Origin of the sequence: Micromonospora saelicesensis, from assembly GCF_900091575.1 — a bacterium.
In the GTDB taxonomy this organism is placed as follows: Bacteria; Actinomycetota; Actinomycetes; order Mycobacteriales; family Micromonosporaceae; genus Micromonospora; species Micromonospora saelicesensis.
In genome coordinates this window covers 167869-187982 of sequence record NZ_FMCR01000001.1, presented here as the reverse complement: position 1 = coordinate 187982, position 20114 = coordinate 167869, and the positions used below count along the sequence as shown (strand labels likewise).

Sequence of the window (20114 nt, the reverse complement as noted above, 5' to 3'; positions counted from 1 at the left end):
CGGGGGTCGCCGCGCTGTCATCGAGCGGCGGGAGTGCAAGGGTACGCCGACCCGGCCAACGGCCGAGCCGGCGCAACGAGGTCGACGGCTCAGACCGCCGGGCCGGCCCCACCACTGGGCACCGGCAACGCGCTGCCCTTGATGAACTCCGACCAGCTCACGCTCCACGCCGTCCAACCGTTACCGGCGGCGATCCTGCGCTCGGTGCCCTTGATCGTGATCGGGTCACCGATCCGGGTCTTGTCGAACAACCACCTGGCGTTCGCCATGGACACGTTCACGCACCCGTGCGAGACGTTCTGCCGCCCCTGCACGTGCTCCGACCAGGGCGCGGCGTGGATGTACTCGCCACCCCAGGTGAGCCGCTGGGCGAACTGGATGTCGGTCACGTAGCGGTTGGCCGGATCCGGGTCGTCGCGGGTGTCGAAGACAGTGGCTTCCTTCTTCTCCATCACCACCATCGTGCCGCTCGACGACGGTGTGCTCTTCTTGCCGAGGCTCACCGGGATGGTGCGCACCGGCGCGCCGTTCTCGTACACCGTCATCTTCTTGTTGGCGTTGTCGACCTTCATCTCGAACGACCGGCCGATCTTGGCGGTGGCCTTGCGGTCGACGTCGCCGTACTTGCCGTTGCTCAGCGGCACCCCGGCCAGGGCGATCCGCACGGTGATGGTGGTGCCCGGCTTCCAGTACTCCGGGGCCCGGTAGTAGGCCTGCGTGCCATTGCTGACCCAGTGCCATGCGCCCGGCTGCGGCGGGTCGGTCCGGACGAACATCCGCTTCTGCACCGCCGCCCGGTCCTTCTTCGGGATGCCCGGGTGGAACTCGGTGACCACCGGCATGGCCACCCCGTAACTCTTGTCGTCGAAGAGGTACAGGCCGGAACCGATCGTCGACTTCGGCTTGGCCATCGTGGTGAAGCTGCTGGTGCCCTGGCTGCTCGTGCCGTCCGACGCGCTCGCCGTCACCGTGGCCGTGTAGCGGGTGCCCCACTTCAGCGGAGCGGACGGCACCCAGGCCGAGCCATCGGTACGCAGCTTGCCCTCGACCGAGCCGCCGCCGTCCGCCGTCAGGGTGACCGCCGACACCTTCCCGCCGTCCGGGAGTTTCGCGCTGATCTCCGTGCTCACCGGCCGGTTCTTCGTGCCGTCGGCCGGGCTCAGTGTGAGCGGCGGCCCGCTCGGTGTGCTCGGCGTCGAAGGTGCGGCTGAGTCAGGGGTGGCGCTCACGTCCGAGGACGCCCCGCCAACGAATTCCGGCTTCTTCTCGCCGCCGCCGCATCCGGTCAGTGCCAGCGACGCCGCCAGAGTCAGGGCGCCCACCACCGCCCCGGCTCGCGTGAACCGTGCCATGCCCACCTCTGTTCTCGCGTACCTGGCGGACATCGTGCCGCATCACCGCCCCAACCCACGCCCCGACCTTGGCGATGGTGGCCGGTTTGGGGCTTTTTGCCGGCAAAGCTCGACCGAAGGGGGGACCCGGGTAACCGAATTGGAGCGCGCCTTCCGGGGGTGCTAATGTTCTCTCCGTTGCCGACGAGCGCCGCTAGCTCAACTGGCAGAGCAGCGGACTCTTAATCCGCGGGTTCGGGGTTCGAGTCCCTGGCGGCGCACCAACGATCAAGGTCCTGACCTGGTGGTTCACACCGGGTCGGGGCCTTTTTTTGTGTCTTCGGTACGCCCGGGAGCCGGCGGACACGCGGTACGAGGATGATCTTCCGGCTCAACGCTTGGTGTTGAGGCGGACGATGGTGCCGTTGAGGGCGGTCGCGAAGAGCGTCCACGCGGCGTACGGGGCCAGTGCGACGCCCGCGACGCGGTCGGCCCGTGCGGCTCGGCGGAGCAGCACGAGGTTGGAGACGTTGAGCGCGGCGATTTCGGCCAGCGCGATGGTGGGTCTGTGGGCCTTGAAGAACAGCGCGCTCCAACCGAAGTTGAGGGCCAGGTTGAGCCCGTACGCGCGGGTGAACGCGGCGCGGTCGGTTCCGCTGGTGCGGTCCAGCACGCGGGCGCCGGCCACCGCGATCAGGGCGTACAGCGGCGTCCATGCCAGCGGGAACGCGACTGGCGGGGGTTGCCAGGTCGGCTTGCGGAGCCGCTGGTACCAGCGTGAGGAGGCGTCGGTGACCGTCGCCCCGGCGGCGGCTGTCACGGTGACCGCTGCCGCGGTCCTGGCCAGGGTTGGTAGTCGCATGCTGTTCAGCTACCCGGCCTGCGACGGATCAATCGCGCCCCGTTCACCGGCCCGCGGGCGGTGAAACGAGAGCGGAACGCTGTCGGAGTGCTCAGTTAGCCTCAGCGCCATGCCGATGATCACGTTCGCCGACGAAGTGACCGGAGCGCCGAGTGGTCCTAAATGGACAATGGACATCTTCGAGGAAGAGGTACGTCTCGGCGAGCTGATTCGGCGGCGGGTCTTCCTGGAGGTCGCGGAGTCCGGCGGGCATGTCGATCCGGAGGAGCGGACCCGGGCGACGCTCAAGGCGTTCGGCCGCAACGGCTTCGTGGTGCTGGTCGACGACCGGCAGGTGACGGCCCTGGACGACAAGGTCCACCTGCACGCGGGGTCCCGGATCACGTTCCTCAAGCTCGTCCCGCTGGTGGGTGGCTGATGGACACGTACGACCCGGAGCAGGCGCTGCGCGACGTGATCACCACGGTCAGGGGGTGGTGCGAGCGGGGCGGTGACACCCTCAACGAGATCGACGGGCGGGACTTCGTCAATCGGGTGAGCATGGTGTGCGGCTGGGCACCGGACGGCACCGGGCCGGCGCTGCTCACCGCGCTCAACGACCCGGCCGGACCGTACGAGCTGGCGTCCCCGCAGATCGAACTGCTGCCGGACGCCACGCGGCGGGCCGAGGAACTCGGCGCCGCCGTCGCGGCGCTGAACGGTGACGGGGCGGATGACGACCGCCGGGCCGCCGCGGCGATGACAGTGATCGACAATCTGCCGCGGTTACCCCGCAGCCGGGACACCCCGTGGGACGTCGCCCGCGGCGAGATCTGGGAGCGGGCGAAGCAACTCCTGACCGTCCAGCCGGTGCGGGCGCGGCAGTTGGTGTTCGATGCTTTGACGGTCCCAGGACAGGACAGCGACGGGCGCAACGGGCTGATCCGCGCTCTGTGCTCGGCCGGCGGGTTGACTGGATCCGGCTGGCTGGACCGGCTGGGCGGTCAAGCGTGGCTGGGATTCGGTCGGTGGAGCGCGTCGCTCGTGAGCTTCACCCGGGAGTCGCTACAGGCCGAGTACCTCGCCGGGCGTTCGCACCCGGCGGCGCTGGCGACCTGGCGGCGGACGCGGATCGAGCGCGTCTACTCCGACATGGGCGACAAGGACGAGGCGATGTGGCCCACCGTCAACGTCGGTGAGCAGTGGGCTGACCGGGCCGTCGCGGACATCGAGGCGATGCCGCAGGAGCGCCGGTCCGAGTGGCAGGCGTTGCTTGCCCACTGCCTGCTCGGTGCGGACAAGGCGCGGCCGACGGCCGCCTGGCAGAAGAGCACCCGGGTTCTGCTCGACGCGGTCGGTGTCGACGAGTTCACCGATCGGCTCGACGACTGGCTTCCGCTGGTGGGTCTGCCGCGCAGTCTGCCGCTGCGGATGACCACCTGCTGCCCCGGTCACAGCGACGATTTCCCGCCGCGGCTGGCCGACCGCCACAACGTCGGGGTGCTGTGGGGCCTGCTCTGGGCGCGAGCGATGTGCCCGCCGTCGGAGGAGACCCTGCGCAGCCTCGGCCACATCGCGGAACGGGCCGCCCGCAAGGTTCCCGGCCACGGTCCGTCGAGCCCGAAGCTGGCGAACGTCGCGGTCGCGGTGCTGGTCGACACCGATCACCCCGCGGCCCTCGCGCAACTGGCGCGGCTGGCGTCGCGGCTGACCTACAAGAGCACGCTGCGCATCGTCGAGAAGGGCCTGACCACGCACGCCGAGGCGCTCGGCATCGGCCGTGAGGACGTCGAGGAGATGGCACTGCCCGGCTTCGGGCTGCCGCTTGCGGACAAGCTGGGTGACAGCTCGTACGAGGTCGAGGTGCGCGGCGTCGATGCCGTCGTGGTGTGGCGCAACTCCGACGGCAAGGTGGTCAAGGCTCCTCCGGCGCAGGTGCGTAAGGACCACGGCGAGGAGTTGAAGGAGCTGAAGGCGACAGTCGCGGACATCGGCGCGACGCTGACCGGGACCCGCGACCGCCTGGAGGGGCTGCTGCGGCGCGACCGTACGTGGACCGTCGAGCAGTGGCGGGAGCGGTTCCTGGACCACCCGCTGGCCCGGATCCTGGCCAGACGGCTGATCTGGACCGTCGACGGCGTCGCCTGCTGCTGGGGCGGCGACGCCCTGCGGACCGTGGACGACACGGTGCTCGAGCCCGCCGGCGACGCCACGGTACGGCTGTGGCACCCGGTCGACGATCCGGCCGCCGTCCTGGCGTGGCGGGAATTCCTGGCCCGGCGCACTATCACCCAGCCGTTCAAGCAGGCGCACCGCGAGCAGTACCTGCTGACCGACGCGGAGCGGACCACCGGCACGTACTCCAACCGGTTCGCCGCGCACATCGTGCGCCAGCACCGTCTCATCGCGCTGCTGTCCCGGCGCGGCTGGTCGCACGTTCGACACCGCAACGACGGCGCCAGCTACCAGGACCCCTGGCTGGCCCTTCCGGACTGGGGGCTGCGCGCCGTGCTGCACATCGCCGGGATCGAGGATCAGGGCGACGACCTGATGTTCGACACGATGGGGACCGACCAACTGGTGTTCGTCCGGGGGGAACGCACGCCGGTGCCGCTGGAGGAGGTTCCGGCGGTCGTGCTGAGCGAGGTGATGCGCGACGTCGACCTGTTCGTGGCTGCGGCCGGGGTGGGCAACGACCCGAACTGGTACGACGGTGGTCCCCAGGGCCGGTACCGCGACTACTGGTCGCAGAGCAGCTTCGGCGACCTCACCCCGACCGCCAGGACTCGTCGGGAGGTGCTGGCCGAGCTGATTCCCCGGCTGGCGATCGCCAACCGGTGCACGTTCACCGACCGGTTCCTCGAAGTACGGGGTGACCTGCACACGTACCGCATCCACTGCGGCTCGGGCAACATCCTGATCGCCCCGGACGACCGGTACCTGTGCATCATTCCCGACTCGGCGAAGGCGAAGGAGCCGGAGATGTTTCTGCCCTTCGAGGGCGACAGCCGGCTCGGCGAAATCATCAGCAAGGCGTTGCTGTTGGCCGCCGACAAGAAGATCAAGGATCCGGTGATCCTGCACCAGTTGGCACCGTGAAGTCAGCTGGAAGCCCGCCTCGGGAGTAGTAGCTCCTCGTGATCGAGTTCACGTTCCAGGACGCGGAGTTCCTCGTCCGGCAGTCGGCCGGAGTCGCGCCAGCGCACCAGCTCCTCGCGCTTCGCGTCGATGGCTGTCCGCCGGACACGAAGCGCCGTCTCGTACGCCGGTGAGGTGGGCAGCTCGGACGAGCCGCTCTGCTCCAGAAGGTCCAGCCGCCCGCGGTAGCGCGCCAGTCGGGCCAGCAGCTGCGTACGGGTGGTGTTGACGGCCACCGCGCTGTCCGGCTCCGCAGTGGCAACCTCGTCGAGGCGGGCCAGGGCGGCCTCGACCGCCGCCGAGCGGGCCTCGTTACGTACCCGGGCCTGGTCGGTTTCGTTGGCGCGCAGGCCCAGCATCCGCACGAGCGGCGCGAACGTCAGGCCCTGCCCGACGAGTGTCACCAGGACGACCACGAAGGTGCCCTGGAGCGGCGCGAGGTTCCTCGGATCCACTGCGGGCTCGCGGCCGAGCCGGCCGTTCAGCGCCGTTGGTGCCGGTCAGCGCAGCAGGCAGCAGTAACGAGCGTACCCGCTTGATCAACCGGACCTGGCCGACCGCTGGACACGGCCGTCGTGCCCAGCACCGGCGACAGCCTGTTCCGGCACCGTGCTAACGTCTCGTCCCGTTGCCGACGAGCGCCGCTAGCTCAACTGGCAGAGCAGCGGACTCTTAATCCGCGGGTTCGGGGTTCGAGTCCCTGGCGGCGCACCAGCGATATTCAGGGGGCATGGCCAATCGGCAATGCCCCCTGAATTGCGTTCTCCGGCGGGGCAACGCGGATCACGAGTGGACCACGACGTCCCCGCACCCACACGATGAGCGCGAAGCAGCAGAGCGCTGTTCCCGCGATGGTGACCGCTGTCCAGCCGCCCGCGGACCAGAGCACGGTCGCGGCGGCGGAGCCGATGGCGGCGCCGACGAAGTTGACGGCGGCCAGCGCCGTGTTGAGCCGGCTCCGGGCCTCGTGAGAGAGGGCGAACAGTCGCGCCCGGTTCAGCAGGGCCTGCGTCTGGAGGGCGACGTCGAGCATGACGATCACGATGATGATGACGACGACGGACCGTACGGCGAACGCCGCGACGACGAAGGCCGTGAGGGCCAGTACCCAGGCCGCGCCGGTGGCCGGAAGCGACCAACCGCGATCGTGCAGCCGTCCGCCGCGCAGGCCGGAGAGGACGCCAGCGAGGCCGGCCAGACCGAACAACCCGATCACCGCCGCCGGGTACCGGAACGGCGGGCCGCTGAGGAGGAACGTCAGCGCCGTCCAGAACAGTGAGAACGCGGCGAAGCCGGTGGCGCCCAGGACCAGCGTCCATCGGACCGCCCGCTCGCGCACGACCACCGCGCCGACCGAGGCGATGAGCTGCGCGTAGGGCAGGCGTGTCCGCGGTGCCAGCGGCGGAATCGCGCGGTAGAGCACGATCGCGAGCAGGACGGCGAGGACCGCGGCGAGGGCGAAGATCGTCCGCCACCCGGCGGCGTCGGCGACGAGGCCGCTGATCGTGCGGGAGGCCAGGATGCCGGTGAGGGTCCCGGATCCGACGACGCCGACGATCCGACCGCGCTGGGCGTCGCCGGCAAGGTCTCCGGCGAGCGGAGTGAGGATCTGCCCGGAAATCGTCGTCACACCGAGCACGCCGAGTGCGAGCAGGAGTACGCCGATCGACGGCGCCAGCGCGCACAGCAGCAGTGCGGCGGCCGAGGTCAGCAGCATGATCGGGACGAACCGGCGGCGGTCCAGGACGTCACCGAGCGGTACGAGCAGTAGCACGCCGACGGCGTACCCGAGCTGCGTCGCGGTGACCAGCCAGCCGGCCGTCGCGGTCGTGACGCGTAGATCGCCTGCGATGAAGCCGAGCAGTGGCTGGGCCCAGTACAGGTTGCCGACGGCCACTCCCGCCGCCAACGCGAACAGGAACGTCAGCCGGGTGCTCATCCCCGACGGCGGTGTCATGCGGGGTGCTGCCACCCTGCCACGCTACGGCGCGGGGCCAAGCGTGCGCCTCGGCGAGGGCCTGAGGTGCCGGATCGGCTCCGTGACGATCAGGAGCCGCCCGCCGAACGCGGCGCGTACATGATCAGGGCCACGCCGATCAGGCAGATGCCGGCGCCGATGACGTCCCACCGGTCGGGCCGGAACTTGTCGACGATCACGCCCCAGGCGAGGGATCCGGCCACGAACACGCCGCCGTAGGCGGCGAGGATGCGCCCGAAGTTCGGGTCGGGCTGGAAGGTGGCGACAAATCCGTACGCGCCGAGGGCGATGACTCCGGCGGCGATCCACCACAGGCCGCGGTGCTCGCGCCAGCCCTGCCAGATCAGCCACGCCCCGCCGATCTCGAACAGGGCGGCGACGACGAACAGCAGGACAGAGCGGACGACGGTCATCCGTGGACCGTACCGATTCGCCCCCGGCGCCGGATCATGCCGGTGACCCGGTCGAACAGGCACCCCCTGGAGCGATGGTGGCGAAGGGGATGGGGCAGCACGGCTGGCCGGCGCATTCGACGAGGTCGTCGCAGCCGGCCTCCACTGCGGCGCGCAGCGTGCCGGCGATGACCTGCAAGTCAGCGATCTTCGTCTCGACCTCGGCGAGCTTTGCCTGGGCGCGGACCCGTAGGCCGGCGTCGGGGTGGCGACCGTGACGGTGCTGGCCCGCGTCGAGGAGTTCGGCGACCTCGTCGAGGGTGAACCCGAGCCGCTGCGCCGCTTTGATCACCCTCAGCACGGTGACCGTTTCGGCTGGGTAGAGGCGGTGCCCGCCCAGACTTCGGTCTGGCTCGGCGAGCAGTCCACGGCGTTCGTAGTAGCGCAGCGTCTGCGGGTTCACCCCGGCTGCGGCGGCGACCTGGCCGCTGCGCAATCCGCTCATGCCGTCGTCCCGGCGGCGGCTCGCAGCGCGAGCGCGTCGAGGACGTCGACGTGCGCGGCCGGCACCTGCACGTCGAGGCGCAGCGTGCCGGTGTCGGCGGCGAGGGTGAACGAGAAGAACGAGCAGCAGGAGCTTTCCCGGCCGATAAGGTCCCGGGCGGTCGCCTCGGCGGTCGCGTCGAGACGCCACCGCAGTTCGGTGGGGGACAGCCGCTGCTGCGCCAGCAGGGCGGTGGCGAACAGGTCGTCGAATTCGGCCAGCCGCAGCGGCCGTTGTCCGCTCGGCAAGGTGCACGACTCGGGCACCCACGCCTGGGAGTCAGTGGTCATACCGACGACGGTAAGCGTGTACCTGAGTACCGGATGCAAGCCCGACGCTCAGCAGGCGTGCCGACCGGTCACCACAGCTCAGGGCCACCGATGAGGGGCGTTCAGACAGGGGGGCCTTCGTGGTGGTCGAGTTCGGCGCGGAGCGTGTCGGCGAAGCCTTCGGCCATGGCGAGTTGGTCGCGCAGGGCGGTGACGCGGGTGGTGGCGGCGGTGTGGAACATGGCGAGCCGGTCGAGCAGGGCGGCGCGGTCGGCGCCGGTGGCGGTGTCGAGGGCGTCGAGGACGGTGAGGAGGTCCCGCATCTCGTCGAGGGTGAAGCCGAGGGGTTTCATGCGTTTGACGACGGCGAGGCGGTCGAGGTCGGGTTCGGTGTAGAGGCGGAAGCCGCCCTCGCTGCGGGCGGAGGGGACGATCAGGCCGGCTTCCTCGTAGTGGCGGATGGTGCGGATGCTCAGCCCGACCCGTTCGGCGGCCTCGCCGATCTGCATGAGGCGGCCGGTGGCCGAGCCGGAGACGTGCTGCTCCGGCCCGGTTTCCCGGCTGGTGGTGGCCATCAGTGGCCGACGCCGAGCTGACCGGCGAGGGTGTCGTGGATGCGGGCGCTGGGCTTGTTCAGTTCGATGATCTCGACGGTCTTGCCGCGGGTGGCGTACTTCTGCGTGATGGCGTCGAGGGCGGCGACGGATGAGGCGTCCCAGACGTGGGCGTGGGTCATGTCGATGACCACCGTCTCGGGGTCGTTCGCGTAGTCGAACTGGCCCACCAGGTCGTTGCTGGAGGCGAAGAACAGCTCGCCGCGCACCGAGTAGATCCTCGTGGTGCCGTCCGGGTCCAGGACGCTGGTGACCTCGACCAGGTGGGCCACTCGACGGGCGAAGATCACCATGGCGGTGAGGACGCCGATCACGACGCCGATGGCGAGGTTGTGGGTGGCCAGGGTGGTGGCGACGGTGGCGACCATGACGATGGTCTCGCCGTACGGCATCCGCTTCAGCGTGGCCGGGGCGACGGAGTGCCAGTCGAACGTCGACACCGCCACGATGATCATCACGGCGACCAGGGCAGCCATCGGAATCACCGCCACCACGTCGCCGAGCACGACGACCAGGACCAGCAGGAACACGCCGGCCAGGAACGTCGACAGCCGGGTACGGGCGCCGGACGCCTTCACGTTGATCATCGTCTGGCCGATCATGGCGCAGCCACCCATGCCGCCGAAGAAACCGGTGACGATGTTGGCCACGCCCTGACCCCAGGACTCGCGCGTCTTGCTGGAGGGGGTGTCGGTGATGTCGTCGACGAGCTTGGCGGTCATCAGCGACTCCATCAGCCCGACCAGCGCGATCCCCAGGGCGTAGGGGGCGACGAGGGTGAGGGTGTTCATGGTCCAGGGGATCTGCGGCAGGCCGAGGGTGGGCAGGCTGTCCGGCAGGGCTCCCTCGTCGCCGACGGTCGGCACCGCCACGCTGGCGAAGACGGTGACCAGGGTCAGGACCACGATGGCGACCAGCGGCGCCGGGATGGCGCGGGTGAGCCGGGGGAGCCCCACCATGATCGCCAGGGCGACGGCGACGAGCGGGTAGACCAGCCACGGCACGCCGAGCAGGTGCGGGACCTGGGCGGCGAAGATGAGGATGGCCAGGGCGTTGACGAAACCCACCATGACGCTGCGCGGGATGAACCGCATCAGCTTCGCCACGCCGAGCACGGCGAGCAGGATCTGGATCGCGCCGCCGAGGATCACCGCCGCGATCAGGTAGTCCAGCCCGTGTTCCTTCGCCAGCGGCCCGACGACGAGGGCGATGGCTCCGGTCGCGGCGGAGATCATCGCCGGACGTCCTCCGCAGATCGCGATGGTGACTGCCATCGTGAACGAGGCGAACAGCCCCACGCGGGGGTCGACACCGGCGAGGATCGAGAACGAGATCGCCTCCGGGATCAACGCCAGGGCGACGACCAGACCGGCGAGGACCTCGGTGCGGAACACCTTCGGCGACAACCAGGACGGACGGGACAGACGCGGCCGGTTGACCGCGGACAGCACAGAAGACATACAGCCATTTCCACTCGGGCGTCCTGTGGACGCGCTCAGCTCCGCCCTGGATCGGGCAGCTACCCGCCGATCAGCGACAGCCGGTTGAGCGGCCTCAGGGCGTCATTGCCCGGACGCGTCACAGCCGCCGGGGGAGCCATGCGGCCTCGCCTTGAGAGCCGACAGCGAAGCTACCCTTCCGTCAGAGGAGAGTTCACCGAACGTGGTGATCATCACCAGGACGCCACTGAACCTGACACAAGGCGTTGCCGGCGACCGCAGACGCCGGTAACGCCCCCTGGGTCAGTTGATGTGGGTCAGGCGCGTGGTGATGCGCAGGCCCATGAGGGCGCGGAAACCGCGCTGATTCGTGCAGGGTGGCGCTCAGCCGGCGGCGGGTGACGCGGCAGGCGCGTCGAGGGCCGGCGCCACGACGGCGAACGCCTGGTCCATCAGCTTGGCCAGGTGCTGCTCGTCGTCGCCCGGCTGCCACCGCTGGAGCACCGTGTCGAGCGCCAGCAGTGCCATCCCGGCGGCCATCCGTGGGTAGGGGTCGGTGTGCGGGTCGAGGCCGCTGCGGTTGGCCAACTCGGCGGCCAGTTCGGCGCGCCACTCGATCTGGCGTTCCAGCCAGCGGGCGTGCAGGGCGGGGGTGTCCAGGATGAGACGGACGACGACCCGGGCTCGCTCGGAGTGTTCCGGGTGGTCGTTGCAGGCGGCCAGCGGCACCCAGAGGGCGTGCCGCAGCGCGACCGACGATGGCTCGGCGGGTGGCCGGGTGGCGAGTTCGGTGATGATGTCCGCGCTGGTGTCGGCCAGGAACCGGACGACGACGTCCTCCTTGGACGCGAAGTAGCGGAAGAAGGTACGTCGCGACATGCCGGCCGCCGCCACGATGTCGTCGACGGTCACCACGTCGAAACCCTTGGTGGCGAGCAGCATCAGGGCGGCGTCGCGCAGCTCGTCGGCAACGAGCTGGCGTTTGCGTTCGGCCAGGCTGTTGTCCGCACGAGATCTCATCCGCCGATGCTACGTCATCCGGTGCACATCATGCCCTTGTTGGCATCATGCGCACTGCTTGACACTGAGTGCCACCGATAGCACAGTGGGTCGCATGACTGTCAATGGCTGGTCCACTGAACAGATCCCCGACCTGAGTGGCCGTACCTTCGTCGTCACCGGTGCCACGGCGGGCCTCGGCCTGGTCACCACCCGGGCGCTCGCCGCCCGCGGTGCGCGCGTCGTGCTGGCCGTCCGTGACGAGGAGAGGGGCCGCCGGGTGGCGGCCGACATCGCCACGACCCGACCCGGCGTCGACCTGGAAGTCCGGCGGATCGACCTCGCCGACCTCGACTCGGTACGGAAGTTCGCCGACGGGATGCACGCCGACCATTCCCGGGTGGACGTGCTGATCAACAACGCCGGAGTGATGGCTCTGCCCCGCACCCTCAGCCCGCAGGGGCACGAGGTGCAGTTCGCCACGAACCACCTCGGGCACTTCGCTCTCACCGGGCTCCTGCTCGACCTCCTGCTGGCCGGCCGGGATCCACGGGTGGTCACTGTCACCTCGGTCAACCACCGGCAGGCGACGATGCGCTTCGCCGACCCGACCGGCGAGCGGGGCTACTCCCCGATGGGCTTCTACAACACGTCCAAGCTGGCCAACGCCATCTTCGGCTACGAGCTGCACCGGCGGCTCAGCACCGTGGCGAGCCCCCTGGGCAGCTTCCTCGCCCACCCCGGCTACACCGCGACGAATTTGCAGAGCGCCGCCACCACGCCGATCTGGCGGCTGCTGCTGGGCCGGATCGGCAACCCACTCCTCGCCCAGCCGGTCGACCGCGGCGTCTGGCCGCAGCTGTTCGCCGCCACCGACCCCGGGGCGCAGCCGGGCCAGCTCGTCGGCCCGGGCGGGCCGGGCGAACTGCGCGGCCACCCCGCGCCGGCGAAGCTCTCCACCGCCGCGACCGACCCCGAGCACGGCCGCCGTCTGTGGGAACTGTCCGAACAGGCCACCGGCGTACGGTTCGGCTCGCTGCGACCGGCGAGTTGATCGCCGGGCACCCGGCGGTCGTCACATTCCGCCGCGCCAGATCGTCCAGGGGGCGAGCAAACACAACGGAGGAAAAATGTTCGCTGCCTATGTCACGGTCACCATTCTCGCGTCGATCTTCACCGGCATCGCCGCCGTCACCTACCTGATCGGTCACGACTATCCAAAGGCCCAGGCGGACATGAAGCGCGTGCCACGGTCGTGGGTCCCGCGGTTGGGCATGGCGCTGGCCGCAGGCTCGTTGGGGCTGCTGGCCGGCTTCGTCGTACCGCTGCTGGGCACCCTCGCCGCTGCTGGGCTGGTGCTGTATTTCATCGGCGCACTCATCGCGCACCTGCGCGTCGGCTCGCGCCAACTGGTGGGCCCGGCCGTCTTCTTCGTCACCGTGGTGGCCGCACTGACAGTGAACGTGCTCTACCACTGGTGAACCCCCAGCTTCCGACGTGAGAAGCACCGTGGGCGTCGGCGTCGAGGGGCGAGCCGGCATTGCCTTGTCATAGGCGTGCATCTATAGTTCGCGGATCACAACAATCATGGCCGTGGTGACGCGGCCGGGTCGTCGAAGCGCTTCGACGATTCGTCGTTCAGGCCCGTCAGCCGGGTGTCGAGCCTGGTCACGCCGGTCTCGGCGCCCCGCTGGGCGTCTGTCGTACGACATGAGGAGAACCGCATGCGGAACTGGCGCCTTCGGCGCGGAATCACCGCGCTCGCGCTCGCCCTGCTAGCCCTACCGGCCGTTCCCGGCACCGCGCTCGCCGAACCCACCTACCCGTTCCGAGATCCCGACCTGCCCGTGAACGTCCGGGTCGACGACCTGCTCGGCCGGCTCACCCAGGACGAGAAGATCTCCTGGCTGCACCAGTACCAGCCGGCCATTCCCCGGCTGGGCATCGGCCTGTTCAAGACCGGCACCGAGGCGCTGCACGGGGTGGCCTGGTCCACCGACATCGACAACAACGGCGCGGTGGTCAAGGCTCGCGGCACCGTCTTCCCACAGCCGGTGGGCATGGCGAGCACCTGGAACACCGACCTGATCCGGCAGGTCGGATCGGCCGTCGGCGACGAGGCGCGCGGCTACCACGCGCAGAACCCCCGGGTCTGGGGGCTCAACCTCTGGGCGCCGGTGGTCAACCTGCTGCGCGACCCCCGGTGGGGCCGCAACGAGGAGGGCTACTCCGAGGACCCGCTGCTCACCGCCGAGATCTCCACCGCGTACGGCTCGGGAATGACCGGCGGTGACCCCGACCACCTGAAGAGCGCGCCGACCCTCAAGCACTACCTGGCCTACAACAACGAGGTCCGACGCGACGTGACCTCCTCGAACGTGCCGCCTCGGGTGCTCAACGAGTACGACCGCGCCGCCTTCAAACCGGCCATCGCGGCCGACGCGGCGACCGGGATGATGGCCGCGTACAACCTGGTCAACGGCCGTCCGGCCACTGTGGATCCGGACCTGGCGACCGTGGTACGCGACTGGACCGACCAGCCGCTGATGAACGTCACCGACGCCTGGGCGCCGAACAACCTCGTCGCCTCGCAGGGGTACTACCCCACCCAGGCCGAGGGGAACGCCGCGATCATCAAGGCCGGCCTCAACAGCTTCATCACCGACGACACCAACGCGCAGCCCACCATCACCGCCATCAAGCAGGCCCTCGCCACCGGCCTGCTCACCGAGGCGGACATCGACGCCCGGATCCGCGAGATCCTGAACGTCCGGTTCCGGTTGGGTGAGTTCGACCCGGGCGGCGGCCGGTACGGCGCCATCACCCCGGACGTCATCAACAGCCCCGAACACCAGCGACTGGCCCGGCAGGCCGCCGGCGAGGCGATGGTGCTGCTGAAGAACGAGCGGCAGGCGCTACCGCTGGACCCGGCCCGGACCCGCAAGGTGGCGGTGCTCGGCCCGCTGGCCGACACCCTCTACTCGGACTGGTACGGCGGCGACCTGCCGTACCAGGTGACGGCGCTCGGCGGCATCCGCGAACGGCTGGGCAGCTCGGCCAGTGTGAGCGGGCTCGACGGGGCGGACCGGATCGCGCTGAAGGACGTGTCGACCGGCCGTTATGTCTCGGCCACCGGCACCACCGACGCCGACCGCGTCCTCGGGACCGGCGCTACCCCGGCGCTCGTCGCCCAGTTCGACGTGGTCGACTGGGGGCAGGATGTGGTGACGCTGCGCAACGCCGCCAACGGCCGCTACCTCGGCTACAACTGGGGGCCGTTCCTCACCCGCGACGAGCAGCCGAACGGTTGGTACGTCCAGCAGCAGTTCAAGCTGGAGCCGCAGGCCGACGGAACAGTGGTGCTGCGCTACGTCGGCTACGAGACCAAGGAGAGCTGGTTCGGCGCCGACACGTACGTGACCATCGGTGACGACGGCGCCCTCAAGCTCGGCGCATCGACCCCGGCCGCCGCGACCCACTTCAGTCGCGAGCTGATCAGCAGCGGAATCGACCGGGCCGTGGCGGCAGCCAAGGCGGCCGACACCGCCGTGCTGGTGGTCGGCAGCAACCCGTTCATCAACGGCCGCGAGGCGCACGACCGGACCTCAACGGCGCTGAGCGCCGGCCAGGAAGCGCTGGTCAAGGCCGTGGCCACTGCCAACCCGCGGACCGTCCTCGTGCTCCAGACCAGCTACCCGGTCACCATCCGATGGGAGCAGGAGCACGTACCGGCCATCGTCTGGACCACCCACGCGGGCGCGGAGACCGGTCACGCCGTCGCCGACGTCCTCTTCGGCGACCGCAACCCGTCCGGCCGGCTCACCCAGACCTGGTACCGCTCGGACTCCCAACTACCGCCGGACCTGCTGGAGTACGACATCATCTCGTCCGGGCAGACCTACCTGTACAGCCGCGCCAAGCCGCTCTACCCGTTCGGCCACGGGCTGTCGTACACCCGCTTCCGGTACGGCCAGCTGCGTGCCGGTGCACAGTCGGTCGCGGCCGACGGCACCATCACGGCCAGTGTGGACGTGACAAACGTCGGCAGCCGGGCGGGGACCGAGGTCGTTCAGCTCTACACCCACCAGCGCACCTCGCGGGACACCACCCCGATCCGCCAGCTCAAGGCGTTCCAGCAGGTGAAACTCGCGCCCGGGCAGACCCGTACGGTGACCTTGCGCCTGCCCGCGGCCGACCTGGCGCACTGGGACGTCACCCGCAGTCGGTGGGTCGTCGAGTCGTCCGTCCACGACCTGATGGTCGGGGCGTCCGTCGAGGACATCCGGGCCCGCGCCGCGGTCCGGGTCCGCGGTGAGACCATCCTGGCCCGCGACCTGTCCCGGCCCACCAGGGCGGAGACCTTCGACCGGTACGCGGGCGTCCGGCTCGTCGACGAGACGAAACCCAGCGGTACGGCGGTCGGTGCCACCGCCGCCGGTCAGTGGATCTCCTTCGACGGTTCCGCGCTGAGAGCCGACGCGCGCACCTTCACCGCGAAGGTCGCCAAGGCCGGTGCGGGCGTCGGCACGATCCAGATCCGGATGGGGTCGCCCACCGGCCGGCTGCTCGGCACGGCCACCGTGCCCAGCACAGGCGACGACTACCGGTACGTCAGCACCAGCACCGAGTTGGCCCGGGCCGTCGGCACCCGCAACGTGTACCTGGTGTTCGACTCCCCGCTGCGGTTGGCGGAATTCTCCATCAGATGACCGGAGCCCGGGCCGGGTCGATCGTCGACCCGGCCCGGGCCGTTGGTTGGTCAGCTCGCCGTGCAGGTCAGCGCCGGTGTACTGGGCGTGCCGCTCGACGAGCCGAGGAACCCGAACGCGGTGCTCGCGCCGGCGCCCAGTGCCCCGTTGTAGGCGACGTTGCGGGCGGTGACCGCCGACCCCTGGCTCGTGACTGTCGCGTTCCAGGCCTGGGCGACGCTCTGGCCACCCGCGAAGGTCCACGTCACGGTCCAGTTGCTGATCGCCGAGGTTCCCGCGGTGACCCGTACCTCGCCCTGGAAGCCGCCGGTCCACTGGCTGGTCACCGCGTACGTCGCGGTGCAGCCGGCCGCCGGCGGTGGGGTGGTGGGCGGCGGGGTGGTGGGCGGTGGCGTGGTGGACGGTGGCGTGGTGACGGAACCACCCCAGCCGGCTGTGGAGTCCAGCCAGGCGGCGCGTCGCAGCATCCAGTCCCGCATGACCTGGACCTGCCCCTGCCAGGTGGGCGAGGTCGGGGTGCGGAAGAAGCTGACCGTCGGTGCCGTCAGAATGGGCCAGCGTTGGAAGTTGCGCTGGGCCGCGTTGGTCAGCGGGGTCGCGAGAGCATTGATCCGGGTCTGGAGCGCGGCGTCGGAGAGCAGGCCCCGTCGCAGCGTCTGCCAGCGCGATCGGGCCTGGTTGACGAACGCCGGGTCGCGCAGCAACTGGGCGAACCAGTCGTTGGCCGACGGCTGCCGGGTCTGCTGGTGCTGCCAGCCCGACACCTGGTCGTTGGCGAAGAATCCACCGACGCCGAAGCTGAGGTCGAAGTCCCACAGCGGACCCGCGAAGATCTTGCTGTCCCGGTCCTTGTAGAAGTGCGAGCTGCGGACGTAGGCGTCCATCTCCCGGCTCAGCTCGTTGACGATCATGAGGTCGATGAAGGAGTCGACGTCGATGTACTTGCGGTATCCGGTGGTCGGGTCGGCGAAGTTCGACGAGTGCAGCACGTCGTTGAACTCCTGGAGGTGACCGCGCAGCCAGTCCCGTTGCTGTGGTTGCAGGGGCGACGGGTCGGCTACCTCAAGGTAGTTCCAGCAGGTGGCCGCCGGCCCGGTGCACGGCAACGTCGGCTCCTCGGCTGCCATCCACTCGAATTTCCAGATGTACCCGCCCTGGATCTTCGGCAGGGTCACGTCGTCGGAGTCCAACTGCTTGAGGTCGAGGCGGTCCTTGGAGTTCTTGATCGTCTCCATGAACATGTAGACGCCCATGTAGTCACTGGCACCCACCGGTGCGGAGTCCGTGTTGAGGTAGAACTCGGCGAACGCGTAGCGCGGGGCGGGCAGCCCCATCTCGCGTCCGAGGTCGTAGACGAGCGCCTCACGGATCAGCGCCTTGTCGGGGAACGGGCCGCGCAACACCCAGTCGGAGTCGGCGGGCATGCCCAGCACCGGGTAGTCGGCGTCGTCGTCCTCGTTGTCCCAGAACTCGACGCGGAACGGCGTCTTCTCGAACGTCGCCGACGAGTTGCCGCGCAGCCGGAATCCGGCTCGGGTGCTGAGCGTCGGGGCGGCCGCCAACGATGTGGTGCCGCCGCCCGTCGGTTCGAAGATCATGGTGGTGGCGTCGAAGTACTCACGGGCTGGCCGGCCGGCACCGTACGAGTCGATCAGTACCACCGGCAGGTCATGTGCGGTGGTGACGTTCTGAGCGGCGTACATGGCGGTGCCGGGCGCACCCGTCGGCGTCTGTCCGACGAACGCCTGCGCCCGCAACTGGGTGGTGCGGGTGAAGCGCAGCGCCGAGCCGGAATAGAGCGACGACTGGGCGGTGGGCGGCTGCCCGTTGGTGGTGTAGCGGATCTGGGCACCGCTGACGGTGCTGCTCAGCGTCACCGCCACCTCGCCCTGGAAGGTGCCGCTGGGCACCGAGAAGGTGATGTCGCCGACGAGGTCGTCTGCCGCGGCCGGTGCGGCGGCGGCATCGGCGGCCGGTGTGCCGGCGAGGAGTTCGGTGACCGGTTGAGCGGCCTGGGCAGCGGCGACGGGTTCGGCGCCGGCCGGTGGCGAAGACACCACGAGGAGGCCTGCGACGAACACGGCGGTGGCGGCGATCCCGGCGGCACGAAGGGCCGCCACCGGAAGACCGGTGTTGCGGGTGGTCATGCGCACGATGCCTCCTGTTCTGATCGGGTGGGAACGGGCAACTCCAGGAGCGCCGAGGACGGGTCGGCGCGGAAGTGGCGGCGTAGCGTCCGTCGCCACGGCACATCGGGAAGGTCCAGGCGGAGAGCCGCGAGACCGGTGGCGTACTTCGAGATGCGTACGGGCCGGGTCCCGCGCTGCCACAGCGCGCGGTCGACCAGCGAAGGGGCCGAGCTGGTCTTGGTCTCGACCACGGCGATGCCGGGCAGTCGCAGGGTGCGGTCACCGTCCTGCCAGGTGAGCCCCGTGTCGATGGTGACCCGGCTCGCGGTTGCGGGCAGCAGCAGAGTGGAGCGACGGTAGCTGGTGACCAGCACCGGCTCGAGCGGGCTGCCGCTGAGATTGGACAGGATCGACTCCCGGTCGAGCACATCGTTGACGAACCCGCGCCCGGACCGGACGGTGCGGCGGTCCTCGGCGAGATACGGCAGTCGGTGTTTGGTGACCCGTCCGCGTGCGCCGCTGATCTTCACTTCCAGCCAGCACTGCGCGGAGTCGAGGTAGGTCCGGGTCCGTACCTTGAAGCGCCTGCGCCGCCGGTACGCGGCGCAGTGGTAACTGGCCAGGCAGGGCGTGTCGAAGTACACGGACTCGTACCGGAAGCTGCGCTCACCGTCGATGTCCAGCACGCGGGCGTACGGGGTGAGCTGGTCCAGCAGATAGGGCAACTCGTCCACCGCGATCACGTACTTGCGGTCCACCCTGCACTGCAGCGCCGCCCGGTCGACCACCTCGGCGAGTGCGATCGGCGCCAGCGTCGCCAGCGGTGGCGCGCTCATCGGAGCGCTCCGGCCCGTACCGACTTGCTGGTGCCGGCCGCCGCGCTGCGCCGGGCGACCGAGTATCGGACGTCGACCACGGTGGTCTCATTGACCATGTCGAGCCGCTGGACGATGGCGTTGTGCACCCGGGCGTTGAGCAGTTGCTCCAACTGGGCGACGAGAGCGACGTGATCGGTGACGGCGGAGTCGAGCACCATGATCTGGTGCCGGTAGTGCCGGAGCAGCCGTCGGTGATCGCCGACGAACATCACCGCGACGATGAGTGCCATCAGGCCGCCGCTGAGCCAGACCGAGGTGGTGCTGAGTGCGCCGAGAATGCCCAGTGCGAGAGCGGAGAAGTAGTACGCGACCTCGTGCTGGTCGAGCTCCGTCGACCGGAGTCGGATGATGGAGAGCACTCCGAACAGCGCCAGCCCCAGCCCGAGCCCGGCCCCGACGTCACTGGCGCTCAGCGCGCTCGCCACCGCGAGGACGCCGACGTTGACCCCCAGATAGGCGACGACCAGGTCGCGCCGGCGGTGTCGGGGGAAGTAGAGCCCGAAGACGAGCAGCGCCACCGCGCAGATGTCGATCGCGAACAGGACGAGCTGCGACATCGCTGGGGTTCCTCCTGGTTCACGCCGGAGCGGACCGACGCCAGCCGCCGTCGCTGCGTGGCGACCTGCGGAAGGTGGCCGGACCTCCGGGCTACTTTTCGGTAAACTTTCGGTATTTCGTTGGTGACTGTAAGCAGAACATTAACGCAAGTCAATGTGTGATCCGTGTGCGCATCCAGGTCCCTGGGCCGGCCGGCGAGGGTGCGGGGCGCCTGACGTGGGCAGGCTCGGGGTGCCGCCGCGGCCCGTAAGGCCGCCGAAACTTTCGGAGCCTTTCGGCGTTACGGCGTCTCGAT

The 20114-nt window shown here is 69.8% G+C and carries 18 protein-coding genes and 2 tRNA genes; 7 read left to right on the top strand and 13 right to left on the bottom strand.

The window, feature by feature from the left end; genetic code table 11:
* Window positions 1-89: 89 nt before the first annotated feature.
* On the bottom strand, window positions 90-1352 hold the full coding sequence (locus tag GA0070561_RS00895; protein ID WP_091393447.1) for a L,D-transpeptidase: 1263 nt from the start codon (window positions 1350-1352) through the stop codon (window positions 90-92).
* Between the two features lie 187 nt (window positions 1353-1539).
* Here GA0070561_RS00895 and GA0070561_RS00890 point away from each other — a divergent pair.
* Window positions 1540-1615: transfer RNA gene (locus GA0070561_RS00890), tRNA-Lys, on the top strand.
* 107 nt (window positions 1616-1722) lie between these two features.
* Here the strand turns inward: GA0070561_RS00890 and GA0070561_RS00885 are convergent.
* Window positions 1723-2193, bottom strand: a complete 471-nt coding sequence (locus GA0070561_RS00885) for a TspO/MBR family protein (RefSeq protein WP_091393444.1) — start codon at window positions 2191-2193, stop codon at window positions 1723-1725.
* 109 nt (window positions 2194-2302) lie between these two features.
* Between GA0070561_RS00885 and GA0070561_RS00880 the strand changes: the two genes are divergently transcribed.
* On the top strand, window positions 2303-2611 hold the full coding sequence (locus GA0070561_RS00880; RefSeq protein WP_091393441.1) for a hypothetical protein: 309 nt from the start codon (window positions 2303-2305) through the stop codon (window positions 2609-2611).
* A complete protein-coding gene (locus GA0070561_RS00875) occupies window positions 2611-5271 on the top strand; it encodes a DUF4132 domain-containing protein (protein WP_091393438.1) in 2661 nt (886 codons plus the stop codon). The genes GA0070561_RS00880 and GA0070561_RS00875 overlap by 1 nt, the downstream gene beginning before the upstream one ends.
* Before the next feature lie 2 nt (window positions 5272-5273).
* Here GA0070561_RS00875 and GA0070561_RS00870 read toward each other — a convergent pair whose 3' ends face one another.
* Window positions 5274-5765, bottom strand: a complete 492-nt coding sequence (locus tag GA0070561_RS00870; protein ID WP_244166016.1) for a cation:proton antiporter — start codon at window positions 5763-5765, stop codon at window positions 5274-5276.
* Between the two features lie 183 nt (window positions 5766-5948).
* On the opposite strand from GA0070561_RS00870, the gene GA0070561_RS00865 reads away from it, so the two are divergent.
* Window positions 5949-6024, top strand: a tRNA-Lys gene (locus tag GA0070561_RS00865).
* Window positions 6025-6031: 7 nt separating this feature from the next.
* Here the strand turns inward: GA0070561_RS00865 and GA0070561_RS00860 are convergent.
* From GA0070561_RS00860 to GA0070561_RS00830, 7 genes are all read right to left on the bottom strand, one after another.
* Window positions 6032-7282, bottom strand: a complete 1251-nt coding sequence (locus GA0070561_RS00860) for an MFS transporter (RefSeq protein WP_244166015.1) — start codon at window positions 7280-7282, stop codon at window positions 6032-6034.
* A gap of 74 nt (window positions 7283-7356) precedes the next feature.
* Window positions 7357-7701 carry a YnfA family protein gene (locus GA0070561_RS00855; RefSeq protein ID WP_091393433.1) on the bottom strand — a complete coding sequence of 115 codons (345 nt, stop codon included), beginning with the start codon at window positions 7699-7701 and terminating at the stop codon, window positions 7357-7359.
* Window positions 7702-7735: 34 nt separating this feature from the next.
* Window positions 7736-8185, bottom strand: coding sequence for a MerR family transcriptional regulator (locus GA0070561_RS00850; RefSeq protein ID WP_091393430.1), 450 nt, complete (start codon window positions 8183-8185; stop codon window positions 7736-7738).
* Entirely contained in the window at window positions 8182-8514 is a 333-nt protein-coding gene (locus GA0070561_RS00845) for a hypothetical protein (protein WP_091393428.1), read from the bottom strand. Before GA0070561_RS00845 ends, GA0070561_RS00850 begins: the two co-directional genes overlap by 4 nt.
* Before the next feature lie 101 nt (window positions 8515-8615).
* Window positions 8616-9068 (bottom strand): MerR family transcriptional regulator, encoded by a 453-nt coding sequence (locus tag GA0070561_RS00840; RefSeq protein ID WP_091393423.1) that lies wholly within the window; start codon window positions 9066-9068, stop codon window positions 8616-8618.
* The gene (locus GA0070561_RS00835; RefSeq protein ID WP_091393420.1) at window positions 9068-10567 is read right to left on the bottom strand and encodes a SulP family inorganic anion transporter; all 1500 of its coding nucleotides are present in this window, start codon (window positions 10565-10567) and stop codon (window positions 9068-9070) included. The genes GA0070561_RS00840 and GA0070561_RS00835 overlap by 1 nt, the downstream gene beginning before the upstream one ends.
* 363 nt (window positions 10568-10930) lie before the next feature.
* Window positions 10931-11566: an acyl-CoA-like ligand-binding transcription factor gene (locus tag GA0070561_RS00830; RefSeq protein ID WP_091393417.1), complete on the bottom strand. Its 636-nt coding sequence runs from the start codon at window positions 11564-11566 to the stop codon at window positions 10931-10933.
* 94 nt (window positions 11567-11660) lie between these two features.
* Between GA0070561_RS00830 and GA0070561_RS00825 the strand changes: the two genes are divergently transcribed.
* From GA0070561_RS00825 to GA0070561_RS00815, 3 genes are all read left to right on the top strand, one after another.
* Entirely contained in the window at window positions 11661-12599 is a 939-nt protein-coding gene (locus GA0070561_RS00825) for an oxidoreductase (RefSeq protein ID WP_091393414.1), read from the top strand.
* Between the two features lie 76 nt (window positions 12600-12675).
* Window positions 12676-13026, top strand: a complete 351-nt coding sequence (locus GA0070561_RS00820) for a DoxX family protein (protein ID WP_091393411.1) — start codon at window positions 12676-12678, stop codon at window positions 13024-13026.
* Window positions 13027-13269: 243 nt separating this feature from the next.
* The gene (locus GA0070561_RS00815; RefSeq protein ID WP_091393408.1) at window positions 13270-16254 is read left to right on the top strand and encodes a glycoside hydrolase family 3 protein; all 2985 of its coding nucleotides are present in this window, start codon (window positions 13270-13272) and stop codon (window positions 16252-16254) included.
* A 50-nt stretch (window positions 16255-16304) separates the two neighbouring features.
* On the opposite strand, the gene GA0070561_RS00810 is transcribed toward GA0070561_RS00815, so the two are convergent.
* The 3 genes from GA0070561_RS00810 to GA0070561_RS00800 are packed head-to-tail and all read right to left on the bottom strand — an operon-like array spanning window position 16305 to window position 19818.
* Window positions 16305-18401: a CotH kinase family protein gene (locus GA0070561_RS00810; RefSeq protein WP_091397107.1), complete on the bottom strand. Its 2097-nt coding sequence runs from the start codon at window positions 18399-18401 to the stop codon at window positions 16305-16307.
* On the bottom strand, window positions 18398-19219 hold the full coding sequence (locus GA0070561_RS00805; RefSeq protein ID WP_091393404.1) for a polyphosphate polymerase domain-containing protein: 822 nt from the start codon (window positions 19217-19219) through the stop codon (window positions 18398-18400). Before GA0070561_RS00805 ends, GA0070561_RS00810 begins: the two co-directional genes overlap by 4 nt.
* The gene (locus tag GA0070561_RS00800) at window positions 19216-19818 is read right to left on the bottom strand and encodes a DUF4956 domain-containing protein (protein ID WP_091393400.1); all 603 of its coding nucleotides are present in this window, start codon (window positions 19816-19818) and stop codon (window positions 19216-19218) included. The genes GA0070561_RS00805 and GA0070561_RS00800 overlap by 4 nt, the downstream gene beginning before the upstream one ends.
* Window positions 19819-20114: the final 296 nt, after the last annotated feature.